The following is a 21,777-nucleotide window of genomic DNA, read 5'->3' on the forward strand; positions in this document are numbered from 1 at the left end:
CGATCCGTTAAACGGAGATGACATCGGTGACAACGAACTGCTGGTAGTAAGTTTCGGTACTTCTTTCAATGACAGCCGTACAGCAGATATCGGAGGTATCGAGAAAGCCCTGCAGACCGCATATCCGGACTGGTCCGTAAGACGAGCCTTTACCGCACAGATCATCATCAACCATGTACAGGCCCGTGATGACGAGAAGATCGACAATATGGATCAGGCTCTGCAGCGTGCCGTAGACAATGGTGTAAAGAACCTGGTTGTACAGCCGACCCATCTGATGCATGGCGCTGAGTATGACGAACTGACAGAAGCAGTAGAAAGCTACAAAGATAAATTTGAATCCGTAACCATCGCAGAACCACTGTTAGGAGAAGTTGGGGACAGTGACGATGCAGTCAATGATGACAAAAAAGCAGTAGCAGAAGCCATCACGGCAGAAGCAGTGAAAACAGCCGGATACGACAGTCTGGAAGTTGCGGAAGCAGACGGAACCGCATTTGTATTCATGGGACACGGAACTTCTCACACTGCAAAGATCAGCTACAGCCAGATGCAGAGCCAGATGAATGATCTGGGATATGACAATGTATTTATCGGTACCGTAGAAGGAAAACCGGAAGATACTGCATGTGAAGCAGTGATCGAAAAGATCAAAGAAGCGGGATACAAAAAAGTAGTGCTTCGTCCGCTGATGGTAGTAGCCGGAGACCATGCAAATAACGATATGGCCGGAGATGATGAGGATTCCTGGAAGAGCCAGTTCGAGGCATCAGGAGCATTTGACAAGATTGATACTCAGATCGCAGGACTGGGAGAGATCGCTGCCATCCAGGATCTGTATGTAGCACATACCAAAGCTGCAATGGATGGAAATGATGCAGCTGTTTCCGAAGAGTCAGAGGAAACATCCGGCGCACTGGAAGATGGTACTTATGAAGCAGAATTTGACACAGACAGTGGAATGTTCCATGTTAACGAAGCAAATGACGGAAAAGGTATCCTGACAGTAAAAGACGGAAAAATGACGATCCATATCAGCCTGGTATCTAAGAATATCGTAAACCTGTATGTGGGAAAAGCAGCAGATGCACAGAAAGACGGTGCAGAACTTCTGCAGCCAACAACCGATACGATCACCTATGATGACGGAAGTACAGAAGAAGTATATGGCTTTGATGTTCCGGTAAAAGCACTGGATGAAACCTTTGATCTGGCACTGGTCGGAACAAAAGGAAAATGGTATGACCACGAAGTAAGCGTAAGTGACCCGGTGAAGGCAGAGTAAGGAAATAGTTACCGAAAACGGAGCGGGTAGTAACTTTGACGGCAAATCAGCCCCTTGACAAAAAAAGCAGAAGTTTGTATACTACATCCATATGATTGATTCATAAGAAAATGCATTGATAAGAACCAGTAGCAGCAAGCATCCGCACAGAGAGGAGCCGGTTGGTGAGAGGCCCGCGGGGAACTTTCTGTGAATACATCTTTGAGCTTTGCACCGAACGCATCGTGCTGGTAGGCTGCAACGGAAGGACCTCCGTTATACGGGTCAGAGTATAGATTTACCTGTACTTACAGAGGCAGGAGGTGCGAACCTTCTGTGAAATTAGGTGGTATCACGGAACCTGGCTTCCGTCCTATAAAAAAGGGCGAGGCCAGGTTTTCTTATTTTACAGGAAATTGCTTTCCCGTAAAGTAAAAAATGTTCCGCGGGAATGTGCCAAGACACATTCTTTGTTCTAAATAAACATAAAAGGAGAAAGTTTATCATGACAATTTATGACGAATTAGTTGCCCGTGGTCTGATCGCCCAGGTAACCGACGAAGAAGAAATTAAAGATTTGATCAATAATGGAAAAGCGACTTTTTACATCGGGTTTGACCCGACTGCAGACAGTCTGCATGTAGGACATTTTATGGCACTGTGCCTGATGAAACGTCTGCAGATGGCAGGAAACAAACCGATTGCACTGATCGGTGGAGGTACTGCCATGGTTGGTGATCCGTCCGGAAGAAGTGATATGCGTCAGATGATGACACAGGAAACTATTCAGCACAACTGTGACTGCTTTAAAAAACAGATGGAGCGTTTTATTGATTTCTCTGACGGAAAAGCACTGATGGTAAATAATGGAGACTGGCTGTTAGGATTAAACTATGTAGATTTCCTGCGTGAGATCGGACCGCATTTCTCTGTAAACCGTATGCTTACCGCAGAATGCTACAAACAGCGTATGGAAAAAGGATTAAGCTTCCTGGAGTTCAACTACATGCTGATGCAGAGCTATGACTTCTACATGCTGTACCAGAAATACGGCTGTAACCTGCAGTTTGGCGGAGACGATCAGTGGAGTAACATGCTGGGTGGTACCGAACTGATCCGCCGTAAATTAGGAAAGAACGCATGTGCCATGACCATCACCCTGCTGTTAAACTCTGAAGGAAAGAAAATGGGTAAAACACAGTCCGGTGCGGTATGGCTGGATCCAAACAAAACTTCTCCGTTTGATTTTTATCAGTACTGGAGAAATGTGGCAGATGCCGATGTCCTCAAATGTATCCGTATGCTCACTTTCCTGCCGTTAGAGCAGATTGACGAAATGGATAAATGGGAAGGAAGCCAGTTAAACCAGGCAAAAGAGATCCTGGCTTACGAACTGACTGCCCTGGTACATGGTGAGGAAGAAGCAAAGAAAGCACAGGAAGGCGCAAGAGCACTGTTCTCTGCGGGTAATGCAGCTAATATGCCATCCACAACACTGGCAGCCGATGATTTTCAGGATGGTGCCATCGACCTGATTTCTCTGCTGTGTAAAGCCGGTCTGGTAACTTCCCGTTCTGAAGGACGTCGTGCCATCGAGCAGGGAGGTGTATCCGTAGACGGAGAGAAAATTACAGATATCCGTTACAACGTGAAAAAAGAAGATATTACAGAAGAAGGTCTTATTGTAAAACGTGGTAAGAAAAAATTCATGAAAATCTGCTTATAAGAAAGGTGTCACTTGCACGGGCATCACAATTGTGCTAAAGTAGAAAGATAGAGAAAAATTGTGGAAGCTCCGGAATGTTTCTGGAAAAGCTCCGGAATCGTGGAGCTTCTGACAGCAATAAATATGAGGAGGAACATACAGTGAAAAAGTATGGAGTAAACGAACTTCGTCAGATGTTTCTGGACTTTTTCGAGAGCAAAGGTCATTTGGTAATGAACAGCTTTTCCCTCGTACCCCAGAATGATAACAGCCTTCTGCTGATCAATGCAGGTATGGCACCATTAAAACCGTATTTTACCGGAGCAGAGATTCCGCCGAGAACCCGTGTGGCTACCTGCCAGAAATGTATCCGTACCGGTGATATCGAGAACGTAGGAAAGACAGCCCGTCACGGTACTTTCTTCGAGATGCTTGGTAACTTCTCTTTTGGTGATTACTTCAAACACGAAGCCATCGCATGGTCCTGGGAATTTCTGACCAAAGTGGTAGGTCTGGATGAGAATCGTCTGTATCCGTCTGTATACGAAGAGGATGATGAAGCCTTTGATATCTGGAATAAAGAAATTGGTGTTCCGGCTGACAGAATCTTCCGTTTCGGAAAAGAAGACAACTTCTGGGAGCACGGCGCAGGTCCTTGCGGTCCGTGTTCTGAGATTTACTATGACCGTGGAGAAAAATACGGCTGTGGTAAACCGGGCTGTACTGTAGGATGTGACTGCGACCGTTATATGGAAGTATGGAATAACGTATTTACCCAGTTCGAAAATGACGGGGAAGGTCATTATGAGACTCTGAAACAGAAAAATATCGATACCGGTATGGGGCTGGAACGTCTGGCTGTCGTTGTTCAGGATGTAGATTCTATTTTTGATGTAGATACACTGTGTGCCCTGAGAAATAAGGTCTGTGAAGTTGCCGGAAAAACTTATGGTGTCAATCACGAGGACGATGTATCCATCCGTCTGATCACGGATCATATGCGTTCCGCTACCTTCCTGATCTCTGATGGGGTTATGCCGACCAATGAAGGAAGAGGCTATGTTCTTCGCCGTCTGATCCGTCGTGCAGCCCGTCACGGACGTCTTCTTGGTATCGAAGGACCGTTCCTGGAGAAACTGAGTGAGACTGTCATCGAAGGATCCAAAGATGGATATCCGGAACTGGAAGAAAAGAAAACCTTTATCCTGAACGTTTTGCATAACGAAGAAAGTCAGTTCAACAAGACCATTGACCAGGGACTTAAGATTCTCGCCGATCTGGAAGCCGAGATGAAAGAAGCAGGAAAGTCCGTCCTTGGAGGCTCCGATGCCTTCCGTCTGTATGATACGTATGGATTCCCGATCGATCTGACGAAAGAGATTCTGGAAGAAAAAGGATACACTATTGATGAGGACGGCTTCAAAGAAGAGATGGAAGTGCAGAGAAAACGTGCAAGAGAAAGCCGTGCAGTCAGCAACTATATGGGCGCAGATGCAACTGTATACGATGAGATCGACCGCAATATCACAACCGAATTTGACGGATATGACAAACTGGAAGCTGCCTCCAAAGTAACTGTTTTGACCACAGAGACAGAGATCGTGGATTCACTGATGGAAGGTCAGAAAGGAACCATCTTTGTAGAAAAGACACCGTTCTACGCTACCATGGGTGGACAGGAAGGTGACACCGGTGTGATCACCACTGCAAACGGTGTATTCCGTGTAGAAGATACCATCAAACTTCGTGGCGGCAAATACGGTCATGTCGGTGTGATGGAATCCGGTATGATCTCCGGTGGAGAAGAAGTAACTCTGAAAGTAGACGAGCAGGAAAGAAAAGATACCTGTAAGAACCACAGCGCAACCCATCTGTTACAGAAAGCTCTGAAAACAGTTCTGGGTGCTCATGTAGAACAGAAAGGTTCTCTGGTTAATCCGACCAGACTGCGTTTCGATTTCGCACACTTCCAGGCAATGACTCCGGAAGAGATTGCAGAAACAGAGGCTCTGGTAAATAAAGAGATCCAGGCTGCACTGCCGGTAACCACACAGATCATGGGTATCGAAGAAGCTAAGAAAACAGGTGCTATGGCACTGTTCGGTGAGAAATACGGTGATGAGGTACGTGTGGTATCCATGGGCGATTTCTCTGTAGAACTCTGTGGTGGTACTCATGTGGCAAATACAGCGAATATTACACTGTTCAAGATCGTATCCGAAGCAGGTGTTGCGGCAGGTGTTCGTCGTATCGAAGCACTGACAGGTAACAACGTGATCGAATATTATCGTCAGATGGAAGAAAATCTGCATACAATCGCAAAAACACTGAAGACCAGTCCTGCTGAGATCACAGAAAAGATCACACATCTGCAGAAAGAAGTAAAAGAACTGCAGAGTGAAAATGAATCTCTGAAGAGTAAGATGGCTCAGGATTCTCTGGGAAATGTTATGGATCAGGTTGTGGAAGTAAAAGGTGTGAAAGTTCTGGCATCTGCCGTTGATGGCGTAGATATGAATGGACTGCGTGACCTGGGCGATCAGCTGAAAGAAAAACTGGGTGAAGGTGTGGTAGTTTTGGCATCTGCCAAAGATGGCAAAGTAAGCCTTCTTGTCATGGCAACACAGGGTGCTATGGATAAAGGAGCACATGCAGGTAATCTGATCAAAGCAGCGGCTGCAATCGTCGGAGGCGGCGGTGGTGGACGTCCGAATATGGCACAGGCCGGCGGCAAGAACCCGGATAAGATTCCAGAAGCTATCGCAAAAGTAGCAGAACTGGTAGAGGGACAGCTGAAATAATTCCAGTCCGGAAAAACAACAAAAAAACCGGAAAAATTTCAAAAAACCAGTTGACGAAATAAAAAAATCTGTTATAATAAATACCAGTGCAATAAAATACCCAAACAGTTGTATTATGCACAATCTACAACTGGAGGGAGGTTAGGTGTGAGACTATGTCAAACGTTATCGTAAAAGAAAACGAAACTTTAGATAGTGCTCTGCGTAGATTTAAACGTAGCTGTGCAAAAGCAGGCATTCAGCAGGAAATCCGCAAAAGAGAGCATTACGAGAAACCAAGTGTTCGTCGTAAGAAAAAATCTGAAGCTGCAAGAAAACGTAAATATAATTAATATGTGCACATTGGCGTAAGCCATGAGAAGAGGGATACTGCGAGCAGGATCCCTCTTTTACGTATATATTTTTCAAATCTTATAATTTCTTTAAGATTTGAAATCTGTATAGTCTTTTGCAAAGGCATATGATATAATTTTCGCAGAATAGAAATCTGCCGATAAGTGCAGAAAAAGAAATGAGGGGAATTTTCTATGTGGACACATGCAGTGTATGGCACGGATCTGTATCATTTTATCCAATGGTTTATCCTGTATAGTTTCATGGGGTGGCTAGTGGAATCCATCTATATGTCATTTTGTAACAGGAAACTGACTAACCGCGGATTTGCGTTTTCACCCTTTTGTCCGATCTATGCAGTAGGAGCTTTGTCAGTGTATGGCATGCTTCGTCCGCTGGAAGGCCAATATGTGGTGCTTTATCTGGCGGGCGCGGTTCTTGCTACGATGCTTGAATATATTACGGCAGTGCTTATGCGAAATCTGTTTGGACAGGTCTGGTGGGATTATACGGAGAAACCTTTTAATTATAAAGGTGTGATCTGTCTGGAGAGTACTATAGCGTGGGGATTCTATACAATCTCTATGTTTGGCTTCCTGCAGAGATTTGTAAACTTCGTATCCGACAGCTATTCTGTTCGATTTGGCAGAAACCTGGCGGCAGTTGTGGTTGTGATCTATACATTTGATTTTTCGTTGCATCTGTTCAAAGCGAAAATGAACAGAATGCCGAGAAAAGTGGAAGAGATGAAAGAACGTGTCGGTTTTCATATTGGAAAAATGAGGTAACTATTCCGCAGGTAACTGTGAGGATACTAAACAGTCACAGAATGAGTAAAAAACGGGTGCTAACCCAGGGTGTGATAATCCTGAGTCAGCACCTTTTTATATTGTTCCTGTAAAGTTTCCAGAGTGAAAGGTTCTGTGCTTTCGGCATGAACACCATGGGAGGCAGCGAGCTCCTCGGTGTAATCGGAAAGCTTGTAAACGGTATAGATATTCTGATCATGATTATAATGAGTAACCAGAGGAACCAGATCAGCATTACGGATGGAAAGAGCATCGGAGACCGGATCCCGAACAATGGTAATATCTGCCATGCCGCCAAGGAGACAGATAGGCTCTTTCTGCGTGGAAATAAAGTTTCCAAGAGAGTAATAGACCAACATCTGATGTCCGCTGTCATCTGTCAGTGTCTCAAAATTCTGTAGCGTATGGCTATGGGCACAGATGGCAATATCGACACCCTGATGTAACAGCAACTGGAGAAATGTTTTCTCCTCAGTATCTGGTTCAGTGGAATATTCTGCTCCGGTGTGAAGAAAGGCGATGGTCATATCACTGATTTCCTTTGCTTTTTTGACATCGGATATTACCTGATCTGTGCGGAGAAGATCAACTGCATAATCCGGAAGTTCATCGTAAGGTTCATTGTTTACTGTAGTTGTGTAGTTGAGAAGGGAAAAAGTAACATCCTTACAACTGATGGTAGTGATTTCACCGGCACTTTCTGCGGAATCATGGATACCGAGGAGAGCAACTTCCGGGTGACTGGTTTCCCAGTATCGGATAGTATCGGTAATACCAGTGATTCCCTTGTCAAAAACATGGTTGTTTGCCTGTTCCACGATATCGAATCCGGCGGTAACAAGTGCATCACCGATTTCCACAGGGGATCCGAAAGCGGGATAAGAAGAAATGTTTGCGTGATCGGATACAAAGATGCTTTCTTCATTGACTGCGGCGAGGTCTGCGGCAGAGATATCATCCCGGATGTGTTCATACAGGTGATCATAATTCCATACGGTCTGTGTGGTATCTGCAGATTCATAGATTCCCTGATGAATCAGATTATCGCCGACGGCGACAAAATGAATGGTATTATTTTCCAGTTTCTGCTGTTTTTGCAGCTCAGCTATCTGCTTTTGTTTTATCTGTTTCCGGAGTTCGGCCTCCTGGGCGGCGGCCCTTTGATGATTGTGATAGAGTGTGACGAATAAACCGATTCCGGCAGTCAGGATCAGACAGGAACAGGCAAGAAATATCTTTTGACGCCGGACCTGTTGCTGGCGTTTCCGTTTTTGTTCCAGTTTGCGTGATTCCCGCATCCGGCTGGTATTGTTTTGTGTGTTAGGTGTATCCATAAAGTTCCTCGTTGTTTCTCATTCTGTAATAATTATTGTAACTATTCAGCAGGTAGCATTCCGCAAGGTGTTTTGGCATGTGTTTTACCAAGATCCCGAGACATACAAGTCAAGCATCACCGAAGGTGATTAGAAATGCATATTGACTCGTAACTGCTAGGGTACTGAACAGTTATTGATTTTCTTTAGCTGACATATAAATATAACTATTATACACAAAAAGAAAGAAAGTGGCAAGAAAATCTCAAGCAAATTGTATAAAAAAAGTAAAGAACAGGTTACTATTCATATTCCCGTGCAAAAAGCAGATGTTCCGGCATATAGTGAAACAAAGATCAGAAACGGGCAAAGATGATGAAGAAAAGAATTATCACATGGGTATTACTTCTGATGCTGATAATGGCTGAAATCTGTCCGGTGAAAATCCAGGGTGCTGTACAGCCGGCGCCGGAGATCAGCGCACCGGGAGCGGTACTTATGGAACCATCTACAGGAACTGTTTTATACGAAAAAAACGGAGAAGAACAGCGAAGTCCGGCAAGCATTACAAAAATCATGACTCTGCTTCTGATTTTTGAAGCACTGGAAGACGGACAGATCACGCTGGAGGAAGAGGCGGTAACCAGTGCCTATGCAAAAAGCATGGGGGGATCTCAGGTTTTTCTGGAAGAGGGAGAAAAACAGACAGTGGAGACCCTGATCAAATGTATCGTAGTTGCATCGGGGAATGATGCATCCGTGGTAATGGCAGAACATCTTGCGGGAAGCGAGGAAGAATTTGTCAAAAGAATGAATGAAAAAGCCGGAGAGCTTGGCATGCTACATACACAGTTTGAGGACTGCTGCGGACTTACAGATTCCGAGGAACATTATACCACGGCTTCTGATGTTGCAATTGTCTCGAGAGAACTGATTACCCGCTTTCCCCGTATCCTTGAGTATTCCTCTATCTGGATGGAAAATATTATCCACAGAACGGCACAGGGAGAGAAAGAATTCTGCCTGACCAATACCAACAAGCTGATTCGCAGTTATGAAGGGTGCGTTGGTCTGAAAACCGGAAGTACCAGTGTGGCAAAATACTGTGTATCAGCAGTTGCACAGAGGGGAGACATGACGTTGCTTGCGGTAGTCATGGGTGCGCCGGATGCCAAGGTGCGATTTAAAGATGCGGCAGCCTTGCTTGATTATGGGTTTGGAAATTGTGATCTTTATCTGGATGAAAACAGGATAAACCCGGATCCGGTACCGATAAAAGGAGGCGTGAAAGCGGAGGTGGCATGCCGATATACAGGGGAATTCCGGTATCTGGATACAGAAGGGAAAAATCTTTCGCAGATAGAAAAGAAAATTGTGTATATGAAGAATCTGCAAGCACCGGTAAAGAAAGGAGATATCGTTGGCGAAGCACAGTATTTGCTGGATGGAAAGGTGGTTGGCAAAACGGATATAGTGGCTGCAAAATCTGTAAAAAAGGCAGGTCTGTGGGATTATATCAAACATATCAGAAAGAGAATGATAAAGGGCGATGATTATTCGGCAGACAGGTAACTGTTTGATACAAAAACTGACGGGAATGAAACAGAAAACTGTTTTCCCGTCAGTTTTGAAAAAGTAACAGTATCGGTTCCTGGTTTACATTACGATCTGCGCAGAACGTATCAGAATCATCACATCTCGAAAATTACTGCCTGATAACCTGGCATATGAAGGATATCTCCGTTAAGATCCAGTGTGTCCAGATTGTTCATCAGCACTTTTTTGTAAGTTCCAGGAAGAACAACGTCCTGAGCATCGTGCTGATAATTGGCAACTACCAGCAGAGTTCTGTCTGTGCCTTTTCTGTAATAAGCCATCAGATTGGTCTGTTCTTCTTTGTATGGAACAACTTCGCCGTATACAACCACATCTTTGTATTCCGGATTCTTGCGGAGGGCGATCAGCTCTTTGTACCAGTGATACATGGAATCCGGGCGGTTTGCCTGTTCAGCGGCATTGATATCGGTATAATTCGGATTCACTTTCAGCCATGGGGTTCCTGTGGTAAATCCTGCGTTAGCAGTTGCATCCCACTGGAATGGAGTACGGGCATTGTCACGGCTATAAGGAACAACAGCTTTGAAAGCGGATTCCGGAGTCAGTCCGGCGTCCAGTGCTACCTGATACTCATCGAGGGTGCTGCAGTCATCAATTTCATCTATGGAGTGGAAAACAACATTTGTCATACCAAGTTCCTGTCCCTGATAGATGAAAGGCAGTCCGCGGAGCATAACGTTGACAGCGGCAAGCATTTTCTTACTGGTGTCGCTGACGTCTGCTTCCGGGATATAGTGGCTGACACCGCGAGGCTCATCATGATTTTCGATGATATTGGAGATGAATCCGATATCCCCCAGGCGTTTCTGGGTACCGAAAGCAGCTTTTTTGTATTCCTCACCCCATACAACCGGTTTGCATTTGTACCATCCGTCATCGGATTTGCCGGCGATGGTTTCGGCAAAATCAAACATGGAAGAGAAGTGGCCATTGTTTCCGATAAATGCTTCCAGAGCATCCGGGCGATCGGTAAATACTTCACCTACAGTAAATGCTTGATGTTTTTCGAATGTTTCTGTTTTCATCTCATGCAGAAAGTCATCGATACCTTCCGCATCATGAAGCATGTTATCGATGCTTGCCAGCCCGTCATCACGGTCTGCAGGATAGCTGGTATAAATATTCGGCTTTTTAATGTTCATGATTGCATCGATACGGAAGCCGGCTACACCGCGATCCAGCCACCAGTTGATCATTTTGTATATTTCTTCCCGGAGTTTGGGATTCTCCCAGTTCAGATCCGGCTGTTTTTTGTGAAAGACATGCATGTAATATTTGTCGGTGTGTCCCGGCAGAAGATCCCATACAGGACCGCCGAAATAAGAACGCCAGTTGTTTGGTAATTTGTAATCCTTGGCATCTGCAATATAAAAATATTTACCGTATTCGCCGTCCGGATCTTCGCAGGCTTTTTTAAACCATTCGTGTTCGTCGGAACAGTGGTTGACAACCAGATCCATAACGATATACATATTACGGGATTTTGCTTCTTTTAACAGTTCGTCCATATCCTCCATGGTTCCAAATCTTGGATCGATATCATAATAATCGGAGATATCATATCCCTGATCTGCCAGTGGAGAACAATAGATCGGGGAGAGCCAGATGATATCGATTCCCAGATCTTTAAGATAATCCAGTTTGCTGATCACACCTTTCAGATCACCGATACCGTCGCCATTGGTATCGTAAAAGCTTTTTGGATAAATCTGATATGCGGCTTTTTCGTGCCACCATTTTTTCTTTAACATTGTAGAATCCTCCTTGTGTATGGCCTGTGAATTATTTAGTGACATTATAGACAATGATGAGGAGAAAAAACACCGAAAAACTGATTAAAAAGTATATTATTCTGACTTTTTGGAAAGATATAATTTTCGGTATTGCAGAGGAGTGATTCCGGTTTTCCGCTTGAAAAGTCGCTGAAAATTCCCCATATTATTGAATCCACATTCCAGACAGATTTCTGTTATCTGTGCATCACCTGTCTCTAACAGCCGGATGACCTTATTCAAACGGTAATCGTTAATAAAATCGATGGGAGTTTTCCCGATAGAACGTTTGAAAAAGCGGCAGAAATACTGTTCGTTCATATTTACCTGGGAAGCCAGATCCTGCACATACAGTTTTTCATGGTAATGATCCGTGATATAAGAAAGCACGGTTTTGATGGCTGTGATCTTCTGACTTTCTGTTCTGGGTGACTGGCACATCAAACCGGCTTCCATGAGAATCCCGATGAGCTGAAGTATCCCTGCCTTGATCTGCAGCTGAGAGATGACATCATCCGTAAGAATCTGTTCGCCGGTGATCAGAGTTTCTTTGCTTCGCGAAAAAATATGACTGATCTGTTGATAACAGCTGCGGAAGGCAGAAAAAAAGGGGCTGGTCTGATCGAGAAAACGGGGAAATGTCAGCTTATTCTGCGTCAGTGGAAGTAAAATGGATTCATCGATCGAGTCATAATCCTGGAAAAGGAGCATAGATGGTGAGAAAACAACTGCCTGTTCATCAAATTCCATACTCAGGGAACGCAGAGAATGAAGTTCTCCGCTGTTAATAAATAAAAAACATTCCCGGTCAGTTCCGTAAGGTTCCATATTGATATCCAGTTTGAAAGAACCGTGATGAAGATAAACGATTTCAACCTCCTCATGCCAGTGATGGCGGACACGAAGACGGTGACTGGGATTGCAAAAATGATAATAAGCACAGGGAAACAGGCGTGTACCGTGGGACTGCTTTTCTTTCAGAGACGGTTGCTGAGATGTCTGATTCATATAAAGTTCCTCCTGCTGATAAAATTATTTGGTAATTATCCGGAAGATAGTATTCCACTAAAAACCGAACAGTTGCGATACGTCTATCTTATCATACTAAACGGGTCTTTTCTATCATAGGATACATAGGAGGGGTAAAAATGAAAAGAATCTGGGAGCGGGAGATGTGGATAGTGCTGGGATTTCTTGCCGGATGTTTTGCTCTTGGAATGGCAGGCGGGATCCTGTTTGCCAATCTTGCATATCCGTGCCGAAACGGACAAAATCAGATATTAGAATTGTATGCACTGACGCAGATTAAAAAGAAAGAAGGAAAATCAACAGAATATTTCTGTTATCTTCTGGAAAACAGAATATTTGCAGTTCTGTTTTTTATACTGACGGGACTTACAGGTGCCGCGCACTTTATTGTGGTGGCAGCGGCAGCCTGGATGGGATTTCTTGCAGGTGCGGTGGGAAGCCTTTTGATTCTGGAACTTGGACTGGAGGGATTCCTGATTTTTGCAGGTTCTTTATTTCCACAGGCTTTTGTATATTTTCCTGCAGTTGCACTGTTGATGACAAAAATTTACAAAGAAGGGGGAAATATCTGGAAGAAACCGGTAAAAGTAATAAGAATCTATTTTCTGACCGGTCTGATCGCAATGATTCTGTGTCTTTCAGGTGTTGTTTTTGAAGCATATATTCATCCGGTATGGATGAGATGGATTCTGGGACGATTATGCTGAGAAAATATTTTACAAGATATGGTAGACATAAGATTTAAGCGTTCGATATGTTGTAGTTTTGGATGAAAATTGGGAAATGTAGAGATAAATCTGAAAAATAAGGGTTTGCTTTTCTGAAAAAACACAGTTATAATAAATTTACATGCAAAAACAGGTGAGGTTTTTGCTCTATCATTATACAATGAGGACACGGGAAAATATGGAAACAGAGATAAAAATATTTATATCTTATTTACATAATACAAAAAGAATGTCCGGCAATACGGTGGTGTCCTATGAGAGAGATCTGAGGAAAATGATGCAGTATTTTCAGGAAGCACATCAGATTACCCGGGTACAGGATATCACGGAAACCAGTCTGAATTCTTATATGTTGTATCTGGAAAAGAATCATTTTGCAGCGTCTACGGTATCGAGAAGCGTAGCTTCCATGCGTGCGTTTTTCCAGTATCTGTATCAGGAACATCTCATAGAAAATAATCCGGCAGATCATCTGCATCCACCCAAGGTAGAAAAAAAGATGCCACAGATTTTGTCTGTGGAGGAAGTGGATCTGCTTCTCCGTCAGCCGTCGGACAGGACGCCGAAAGGATTGCGGGATCGGGCAATGCTGGAACTGTTGTATGCCACCGGAATCCGGGTCAGTGAACTGATCCATCTGGAAATGTCGGATGTGAATCTGGCGATGGGATATATTAATTGTCGGGATACGGACAGTGAGCGGGTGATCCCTTTTGGAAGCCAGGCAAAAAAGGCATTACAGCAATATATGCATACAGTGCGGAACGGGTTCCTGAAGGAGCAGGAAAGCGAAGTGCTTTTTACAAATTGTTCGGGAAAACCGATGAGCAGACAGGGATTCTGGAAAGTACTGAAACACTATGCACAGACTGCCGGGATCGAGAAAGATATTACGCCGCATACTCTGCGGCATTCGTTTGCTGCACATCTGATCCAGAACGGAGCAGACTTAAAAAGTGTGCAGGAGATGTTGGGACATTCGGATATATCGACAACGCAGATGTATCTGAATATGAATGTGTATAAAATCAGGGATGTTTATACCAAAGCACACCCGAGGAAATAAGAGGAGAGAAATTATTATGAGTATTCAACTGTTGAAAAAACTGCCAACACCGACGGAGATCAAAGCTGATTATCCGGTGACACAGAAAGTGGCACAGATCAAAGCGGAGAGAGATGAGATGATCCGAAAAGTATTTACCGGAGAGTCCGATAAGTTTCTGGTCATCATCGGACCTTGTTCCGCAGATAACGAAGAGGCAGTTTGTGAATATATCAACCGTCTGTCCAGGGTACAGGAAGAAGTGGCAGATAAGCTGATCCTGATCCCGAGAATCTATACAAACAAACCGAGAACAACCGGAGAGGGTTACAAAGGGATCCTTCATCAGCCGGATCCGGAGAAGAAACCGGATCTGCTGCATGGTCTGATCGCTATCCGTAAGATGCATATGCGTGCCATCGAGGAATCGGGTCTGACAGCCGCCGACGAAATGTTGTATCCGGAAACCTGGAGATATCTGGATGATATTCTTTCTTATGTTGCTATTGGAGCTCGCTCTGTAGAGAATCAGCAGCATCGTATGGTAGCAAGCGGTATGGATGTTCCAGTGGGTATGAAAAATCCAACCAGTGGGGATCTGTCTGTGATGCTGAATTCTGTTGTGGCAGCACAGATCAAACAGAACTTTATCTACAGAAACTGGGAGGCTGAGACGGACGGCAATCCGCTGGCTCATACAATTCTTCGCGGAGCAGTGAATAAACATGGCAATGCGATCCCGAACTATCATTATGAGGATCTGCAGTTCCTGCTGGAAAAATATAATGAGAGAGATCTGCAGAATCCGGCGACGATCGTGGATGCGAATCATTCGAATTCGAACAAGCAGTTTAAGGAGCAGATCCGTATTGTGAAAGAAGTGCTTCACAGCAGAAATGTTTCCGGGGATATTAAGAAGCTGGTGAAGGGCGTGATGATCGAGAGTTATCTGGTTGAGGGCAGCCAGAAGATCGGATGTGAGAATCACGTGTACGGAAAATCAATTACGGATCCTTGCCTGGGCTGGGAGGATTCGAGAGAGCTGCTGCATACGATTGCGGAGCTTTGTTAGGATAAAAAGCAAAAAAATAAGAGTAGTTGGCTAAGGGGACGTGGCTGGCTTGCGATCCATGGGTGGACAACTTGGGCAGGGCAACTTTGAACGCCCAAAAAGTGTTGTCCACCCATGGATCACAAGCCAGCCACTGGTTTTGGCAAACGACGTTAAGTTTGGTTTATAAAGTGGTTTCGAGAATTTTGGACTCGGTGAATCCAAAATTGTTGTGATGCTTTTGAGATAAACGAAAAGTCGTTTGTGAATGGTGTGAAAAAGAAGGCACAGAGTAAATCTGAAAAGTTCGTGTGTTATAAAAAACTGTTTTATGATATGTAAGAGAAACATGGCTAGAGCGGGTCTGAAAAATCATTTCCGCAATCTGTAAGCTCCGCTTTGTGGTATATTTTACTCTCATTCGGTTGCCGTAGCCCGCTACGCCGCCCTCATTCGGATAAAATCTCCTACAAATTGGGACTCGCAGCTCACGATAAGCCTTTTTCAGACACGCTCTAGCATGGAGTTTTTTGGTTGAATAATTTCATCATCAGCAGGAATATTCCTCCGGTTATAAGAACGCTTCCGAACAGTGCAATATATCCACTCATTTTCATTTCAGACAGTATGCGGTAGAGAAACAGACCGCATCCACATCCAAGGATCATTCCACAACAGGGCAGGACGATCCATTCTACTGCCGGAAATCGAAATTTTACACTTTTATGTAAAAAGATCAGGTTTAATCCCGTAATGATAAGCTGGCTTAAAAGCAGTCCGAAGAGGTAGCCGCGGATTCCCATGTGGGGGATTGCGAAGGTCACGAAGAGGATTCGGATTCCAAGGCCGGCGAGGTTTTGGATCAGGCATTGGCCGGTGTGTCCCAGGCCGTTCAGGATTCCGGTCAGAGTGGCGGTGAGATAGAGGAAAGGACAGAGGAATGCCAGGATCTGTAAAAAGATGCCGGCGTCCGGGTTTCTGTAGAAGATCAGTGCCAGTTTTTTTCCGAAAAAGAAGAAGATTCCTCCTGATAGAAAGCCGAGCCACAGGCAGTATTGAATCGTTTGTTCGGTAGAGCGGATAATGGCATCTTCTTTTCCGGCTGCCTGCTGACCGGCGATGGTTGGGAGGAGCATCGTGGAGAGGGCGGAAGTAATCGCAGAAGGAAATAAAATAAAGGGTAATGCCATACCGGTCAGTGCACCGTACAGGCTGAGGGACTGCGTGTTTGAGAGTCCGGATGCTTCGAGTTTTCCGGGGATGAGGATAGCTTCGGTGCTCTGAAGAAGGTTGACGAGCATCCGGTTCAGAGTGAGTGGGGCAGATAATGTAAGAATTTCCCTAAGGCAGGAGCGGACGTGAAAGCCGGCAGTGCCTTTGTGGGCAGGTTTTTGGAATGCGAGACAGAGAACACAGAAGAAGCAGGCTGTCAGCTCCCCGAAAAGTATGCCGCCAACGGCGAGAATGGGTGTCGGGGTAAGATCTTGTTCCAGAAAAATCAGGTAAATAACATAAGAAGAACTCACCCGGGCAATTTGTTCCAGCAGTTGCGATACAGCCGGAACTGTGGTTTGACGGGCGGAAAAGTACCAGGCGTGGATACAGGTGTGTATGGAACAGAGGGGCAGACTGAAAGCAAGCAGCTGCAGAAGTTCACAGCATCGGATCTCATGTAAGATATGAAGGCTGATCCAGGGTGCGCGGGTGTACAGAAAAAAGGACACGATCAGTGAAAGTCCCACAGAAAGTCCGCTGCCACTCAGGAAAAATACCCATCCCTTTCTCGGATTTCCCTTGGATAAAGCGGCGGAGCAGCAGCGGGATAAGGCACTCTGAATGCCGGCGGTGACACCGGAGAGGCAGAAGGCATAGACCGGGAAAATCATCTGGTAGATTCCCAGACCCTGTGCACCAATGGTGCGGGATAGGAATATCCTATAAAAGAAGCCAATCAGGCGGCTCAAGATACCCGCACAGGTGAGGATGGCAGTACCGGTGAGGACAGGATGCTTCGCAGAAGAAAACATAACAAGCTCCGGGGCTTTTTTTAAAATATATGAGGCTGCCAGCCTTGACAGAACCGGGGAGTCGTGTTATATTGACAAAGGGTCATATCCCAGTAGATTACTAGGGAATCTGAAAGACCAAAGGAAACTTCCGGAAGGGAGGCAACATGAAATTATCAACGAAGGGCAGATACGGTCTCCGAGCGATGATCGATCTGGCTGTATATAGTGAAAAAGAACCGGTGTCTATACAGAGTATAGCGGATCGGCAGAACATCTCCGAGCGTTATCTTGAACAGCTGATGGCCAGTTTGAAAAAGGAAGGACTGGTGAAAAGCATCCGGGGAGCCAACGGAGGGTACCAGCTGGCAAGACCGGCAATCGGTATCTCGGTTGGAGATATTCTTCGTGCACTGGAAGGAGATCTGCGGGCAGTAACCTGTCCGGCAAACGGCGAAGAAGGAAACGGTGGCTGCGAAAATGCAGATCTGTGTGTGACGCGATATGTATGGCAGCGCATCAACGAAGGAATTACTCATGCAGTGGATACCATGTATCTCAACCAGTTGGTGGAAGAGAGTAAAAAACTGAAAGAAAAAGGACAGGTACAGCCTGCAGGCTGTCAGGGATAGGAGGCAAAATCATCATGAAGAAAATTATTTATCTGGATAATGCGGCAACCACAAAAGTTGCACCGGAAGTAGTAGAGGCGATGCTCCCGTATTTTACGGAGTACTATGGCAATCCGTCCAGCGTATATGAACTGGCAGGAATCAGCAAAAAAGCCGTAACAGAAGGAAGAGAAAAGGTAGCATCTGTCATCGGAGCAAATCCGAACGACATCTACTTTACCGCAGGTGGTTCCGAGTCTGATAACTGGGCACTGAAAGCTACTTATGAAGCATATAAATCAAAAGGAAACCACATCATCACCACAAAGATCGAGCATCATGCGATCCTGCATACCTGCGAATGGCTGGAAAAACAGGGCGCAAAGATCACTTACATCGATGTAGATGAAAATGGTGTTGTAGATCTGGATCAGTTGCAGAAGGCTATCACACCGGAGACCATCCTGATTTCTGTAATGGCAGCAAACAATGAAATCGGCACTCTGCAGCCAATCAAAGAGATCGGTGCTATTGCAAAAGAACATGGTATTTTATTCCATACAGATGCCGTACAGGCATTTGGTCAGATTCCGATCAATGTAGATGAGTGCAATATTGATATGTTAAGCTCCAGCGGACATAAGATCAACGGACCAAAAGGTATCGGATGTCTGTATATCCGCAAAGGACTGAAACTGCGTTCCTTTGTTCACGGTGGTGCTCAGGAGAGAAAAAGAAGAGCCGGAACAGAAAATGTACCGGGTATCGTAGGATACGGTGTGGCAGCAGAACGTGCACTTCGTACCATGGAAGAACGTACCGCAAAAGAAATCGAAGTAAGAGATTACATGATCAAAAAGATCCAGGAAGAGATCCCGTACTGCAAACTGAACGGACATCCAACACTGCGTCTGCCGAACAATGTAAACTTCAGCTTCCAGTTTATCGAGGGAGAATCTCTGCTGATCATGCTGGATATGGCAGGTATCTGTGCATCCAGTGGTTCCGCCTGTACTTCCGGATCTCTGGATCCTTCTCATGTACTGCTGGCCATTGGGCTGCCTCACGAGATCGCACATGGATCTCTGCGTCTGACGCTGAGTGAGGAAACCACAAAAGAAGATGCAGATTTTGTGGTTGAGCAGATCAAAGGTATCGTAGCGCGTCTGAGAAGCATGTCTCCGCTGTACGAAGACTTTATGAAAAAACAGAATAAATAATAAAAAAGATTAACATACGAATATACGGAGGAAATATAGATATGTATAGTGAAAAAGTAATGGATCATTTTCAGCATCCGAGAAATGTAGGGGAAATCGAAAACGCCAGCGGTGTAGGTACCGTAGGTAATGCAAAATGTGGAGATATCATGAGAATGTATCTGGATATCGATGACAACGGTATCATTCAGGATTGCAAATTCAAAACATTCGGTTGTGGTGCAGCTGTTGCAACCAGCAGTATGGCCACTGAACTGGTAAAAGGAAAAACTATTCAGGAAGCACTGGAAGTAACTAATAAAGCTGTTATGGAAGCACTGGACGGACTGCCGCCTGTAAAGGTACACTGTTCCCTGCTGGCTGAGGAAGCCATCCACGCAGCATTGTGGGATTATGCGGAGAAACATCACATCAAGATCGAAGGCTTAAGCAAACCGAAGTCCGATATCAGTGAAGGGGAGACCGAAGAGGAAGAATATTAATGAAAAAAAAGGTAGTTGTAGGGCTGTCCGGAGGAGTTGACTCCTCTGTGGCAGCCTGGCTGTTAAAAGAACAGGGTTACGATGTGATCGGAGTAACCATGCAGATTTGGCAGGACGAGCCGGAGCTGATCCAGGAAGAAAACGGGGGATGCTGCGGCCTTTCTGCCGTTGACGATGCCAGAAGAGTGGCGCAGATCCTTGATATTCCATATTATGTTATGAATTTCAAAAAAGAATTCAAGGCAAATGTCATGGACTATTTTGTGGATGAGTATCTGCACGGCCGCACACCGAATCCGTGTATCGCCTGCAACCGCTATGTAAAATGGGAGTCCCTGCTGCAAAGAAGTCTTGCCATCGGTGCGGACTATATTGCCACGGGACATTATGCAAGAATCGAGCAGCTGCCAAACGGCAGATATGCGATCCGCAATTCTGTGACTGCGGCAAAAGATCAGACCTATGCACTGTACAATCTGACACAGGAACAGTTAAAGCGGACACTGATGCCGGTAGGTGAGTACTCCAAAGACCAGATCCGTGTCATGGCAGAAAAGATCGGACTTCCGACCGCACACAAAAAAGATTCTCAGGAGATCTGCTTTGTGGATGATAACGATTATGCAGGATTTATCGACGGGTACGGTCAGGGAAAAGTGCCGGAAGGTAATTTTGTGGACAAAGACGGTAAAGTTCTCGGACGTCACAAAGGAATCACCCGTTATACGATCGGACAGAGAAAAGGACTGAATATCGCGCTTGGAAAACCGGTATTTGTACAGAAGATATGCCCGGAAACCAATGAAGTGGTTCTTGGAAGTAACGAAGATCTGTTTACGACCACTGTGCGGGCGAACCGCCTGAATTTTATGGCAGTGGAAGACATTCCGGAAGAGATCGGAGCTCTCGGAAAGATTCGTTATAATCACAGAGGGGATACCTGCAAAGTAAAACGAATCGGTGAAGATTTACTGGAATGCCACTTTGATACTCCGGTCAGGGCAGTGACACCGGGACAGGCACTGGTACTGTACCAGGGAGAGTATGTGCTGGGAGGGGGAACCATTGTATGACGAGCCGGAAAGAAACCATTCCATATGGAGGAAGAATAACTGCAGACTGTCATATCCACACGGAATTTTCGTCGGACAGCGAGACAAAAATCACAGATCAGGTAGAACGTGCCATCGCACTGGGACTGGATCATATCTGTTTTACAGATCATATGGATATGGATTATCCGGAGGGAGAATTCGAACTGGATACGGATGCCTATGTAAAACGGGTACTGGAGCTACAGGAAGAATACAAAGACCGGATCCGCATCTGCCTTGGTGTGGAACTGGGCATGCAGGAGCATCTGAAAGACCGCCAGCAGGCCTATATTGAAAAATATCCTTTTGATTTCGTCATTGGTTCCATGCATCTGATCCACGGAGAAGATCCTTATTTTGGAAAAATATATGAAGAAATGGGGGATGAAGAGGCGTATCGTGAATACTTCCGGGCAACTCTGGAAAACTTAAAAAGAGCACCGAAAATCCATACACTGGGACATCTGGACTATGCGGTGCGCTACGGGAAAGAGAAAGACAAATATTATTCCTATGAGAGATTTTCACAGGAAATCGATGCAATCCTGCAGTATCTGATCAGTCATCAGATTGCACTGGAAGTAAATACAGCAGGTCTTCGAATGCTTGGCTTTACCAATCCCCACCCGGATGTGATCCGCAGATACCGGGAAATGGGCGGAGAACTGATTACAGTCGGTTCCGACGGTCATGTGCCGGAGTATCTGGGCTATGGATTTGACCGACTTCCGGAATTACTGTCTGACTGTGGATTCGATTCTTATACAGTGTTCAGAAAGGGGAAACCAGAATTCAGAAAAGTTTTGGTGAAAATTTGAAAATATGCTTGAATTTTTCAGGCAAATTAGGTAGAATAATTACAGGTTGATGTTTCTTTAACAATCTTATAGAAACCTC

General features: G+C 45.1%; 20 protein-coding genes and 1 other annotated feature. Of the genes, 15 read left to right on the top strand and 5 right to left on the bottom strand.

From position 1 onward, the window contains the following. The 5 genes from FYJ57_RS10010 to FYJ57_RS10030 form a co-directional block, all read left to right on the top strand. A partial coding sequence (locus FYJ57_RS10010; RefSeq protein ID WP_154432527.1) for a sirohydrochlorin cobaltochelatase occupies window positions 1-1,285 on the top strand: 1,285 nt, incomplete at its 5' end. Between the two features lie 106 nt (window positions 1,286-1,391). Further along, window positions 1,392-1,643 (top strand) — a binding site (T-box leader). Window positions 1,644-1,769: 126 nt separating this feature from the next. After that, on the top strand, window positions 1,770-2,990 hold the full coding sequence (tyrS, locus tag FYJ57_RS10015; RefSeq protein WP_154432528.1) for a tyrosine--tRNA ligase: 1,221 nt from the start codon (window positions 1,770-1,772) through the stop codon (window positions 2,988-2,990). Between the two features lie 140 nt (window positions 2,991-3,130). Then, window positions 3,131-5,770 (top strand): alanine--tRNA ligase, encoded by a 2,640-nt coding sequence (gene alaS, locus FYJ57_RS10020; RefSeq protein ID WP_328597464.1) that lies wholly within the window; start codon window positions 3,131-3,133, stop codon window positions 5,768-5,770. Window positions 5,771-5,925: 155 nt separating this feature from the next. After that, complete coding sequence (gene rpsU, locus FYJ57_RS10025; protein WP_004222305.1) at window positions 5,926-6,102, top strand: 30S ribosomal protein S21; 177 nt, start codon at window positions 5,926-5,928, stop codon at window positions 6,100-6,102. A gap of 195 nt (window positions 6,103-6,297) precedes the next feature. Further along, a complete protein-coding gene (locus FYJ57_RS10030) occupies window positions 6,298-6,891 on the top strand; it encodes a putative ABC transporter permease (RefSeq protein ID WP_154432530.1) in 594 nt (197 codons plus the stop codon). Window positions 6,892-6,950: 59 nt separating this feature from the next. On the opposite strand, the gene FYJ57_RS10035 is transcribed toward FYJ57_RS10030, so the two are convergent. Then, the gene (locus FYJ57_RS10035) at window positions 6,951-8,246 is read right to left on the bottom strand and encodes a CapA family protein (protein ID WP_154432531.1); all 1,296 of its coding nucleotides are present in this window, start codon (window positions 8,244-8,246) and stop codon (window positions 6,951-6,953) included. A gap of 354 nt (window positions 8,247-8,600) precedes the next feature. Here FYJ57_RS10035 and FYJ57_RS10040 point away from each other — a divergent pair, with 354 nt between their 5' ends. Then, a complete protein-coding gene (locus FYJ57_RS10040) occupies window positions 8,601-9,797 on the top strand; it encodes a D-alanyl-D-alanine carboxypeptidase family protein (protein WP_154432568.1) in 1,197 nt (398 codons plus the stop codon). Window positions 9,798-9,916: 119 nt separating this feature from the next. Here the strand turns inward: FYJ57_RS10040 and FYJ57_RS10045 are convergent, their stop codons facing one another. Together FYJ57_RS10045 and FYJ57_RS10050 are read right to left on the bottom strand one after the other, a co-directional pair. After that, window positions 9,917-11,593 (bottom strand): alpha-glucosidase, encoded by a 1,677-nt coding sequence (locus FYJ57_RS10045; protein WP_154432532.1) that lies wholly within the window; start codon window positions 11,591-11,593, stop codon window positions 9,917-9,919. 96 nt (window positions 11,594-11,689) lie between these two features. Then, window positions 11,690-12,622, bottom strand: a complete 933-nt coding sequence (locus FYJ57_RS10050; protein WP_154432533.1) for an AraC family transcriptional regulator — start codon at window positions 12,620-12,622, stop codon at window positions 11,690-11,692. Window positions 12,623-12,762: 140 nt separating this feature from the next. Here FYJ57_RS10050 and FYJ57_RS10055 point away from each other — a divergent pair, with 140 nt between their 5' ends. From FYJ57_RS10055 to FYJ57_RS10065, 3 genes are all read left to right on the top strand, one after another. Then, a complete protein-coding gene (locus FYJ57_RS10055) occupies window positions 12,763-13,350 on the top strand; it encodes a stage II sporulation protein M (RefSeq protein WP_154432534.1) in 588 nt (195 codons plus the stop codon). Window positions 13,351-13,549: 199 nt separating this feature from the next. Further along, window positions 13,550-14,437, top strand: coding sequence for a site-specific tyrosine recombinase XerD (gene xerD / locus FYJ57_RS10060; RefSeq protein WP_154432535.1), 888 nt, complete (start codon window positions 13,550-13,552; stop codon window positions 14,435-14,437). A 16-nt stretch (window positions 14,438-14,453) separates the two neighbouring features. Next, a complete protein-coding gene (locus FYJ57_RS10065) occupies window positions 14,454-15,488 on the top strand; it encodes a 3-deoxy-7-phosphoheptulonate synthase (RefSeq protein WP_022170798.1) in 1,035 nt (344 codons plus the stop codon). 163 nt (window positions 15,489-15,651) lie between these two features. On the opposite strand, the gene FYJ57_RS16280 is transcribed toward FYJ57_RS10065, so the two are convergent. After that, a complete protein-coding gene (locus FYJ57_RS16280) occupies window positions 15,652-15,954 on the bottom strand; it encodes a DUF6783 domain-containing protein (protein WP_328597465.1) in 303 nt (100 codons plus the stop codon). Between FYJ57_RS16280 and FYJ57_RS16285 the strand changes: the two genes are divergently transcribed. After that, on the top strand, window positions 15,919-16,005 hold the full coding sequence (locus FYJ57_RS16285; protein WP_328597466.1) for a DUF6783 domain-containing protein: 87 nt from the start codon (window positions 15,919-15,921) through the stop codon (window positions 16,003-16,005). The genes FYJ57_RS16280 and FYJ57_RS16285 overlap by 36 nt on opposite strands. On the opposite strand, the gene FYJ57_RS10070 is transcribed toward FYJ57_RS16285, so the two are convergent. Beyond that, a complete protein-coding gene (locus tag FYJ57_RS10070; RefSeq protein WP_154432536.1) occupies window positions 15,983-17,494 on the bottom strand; it encodes a putative polysaccharide biosynthesis protein in 1,512 nt (503 codons plus the stop codon). The genes FYJ57_RS16285 and FYJ57_RS10070 overlap by 23 nt on opposite strands. Before the next feature lie 146 nt (window positions 17,495-17,640). Between FYJ57_RS10070 and FYJ57_RS10075 the strand changes: the two genes are divergently transcribed. From FYJ57_RS10075 to FYJ57_RS10095, 5 genes are read left to right on the top strand one after another with little or no spacing between them, the layout of a single operon-like run. After that, window positions 17,641-18,105, top strand: coding sequence for an RrF2 family transcriptional regulator (locus tag FYJ57_RS10075; RefSeq protein ID WP_022170800.1), 465 nt, complete (start codon window positions 17,641-17,643; stop codon window positions 18,103-18,105). 14 nt (window positions 18,106-18,119) lie between these two features. Further along, entirely contained in the window at window positions 18,120-19,304 is a 1,185-nt protein-coding gene (gene nifS / locus FYJ57_RS10080) for a cysteine desulfurase NifS (RefSeq protein ID WP_154432537.1), read from the top strand. 41 nt (window positions 19,305-19,345) lie between these two features. Beyond that, window positions 19,346-19,786: a Fe-S cluster assembly scaffold protein NifU gene (nifU, locus tag FYJ57_RS10085; RefSeq protein WP_022170802.1), complete on the top strand. Its 441-nt coding sequence runs from the start codon at window positions 19,346-19,348 to the stop codon at window positions 19,784-19,786. Then, on the top strand, window positions 19,786-20,859 hold the full coding sequence (gene mnmA / locus FYJ57_RS10090; protein ID WP_022170803.1) for a tRNA 2-thiouridine(34) synthase MnmA: 1,074 nt from the start codon (window positions 19,786-19,788) through the stop codon (window positions 20,857-20,859). Before nifU ends, mnmA begins: the two co-directional genes overlap by 1 nt. Further along, a complete protein-coding gene (locus FYJ57_RS10095) occupies window positions 20,856-21,698 on the top strand; it encodes a histidinol-phosphatase HisJ family protein (protein ID WP_154432538.1) in 843 nt (280 codons plus the stop codon). Before mnmA ends, FYJ57_RS10095 begins: the two co-directional genes overlap by 4 nt. Window positions 21,699-21,777: the final 79 nt, after the last annotated feature.

Origin of the sequence: Oliverpabstia intestinalis (genome assembly GCF_009696065.1) — a bacterium.
Classification (GTDB): Bacteria; Bacillota; Clostridia; order Lachnospirales; family Lachnospiraceae; genus Oliverpabstia; species Oliverpabstia intestinalis.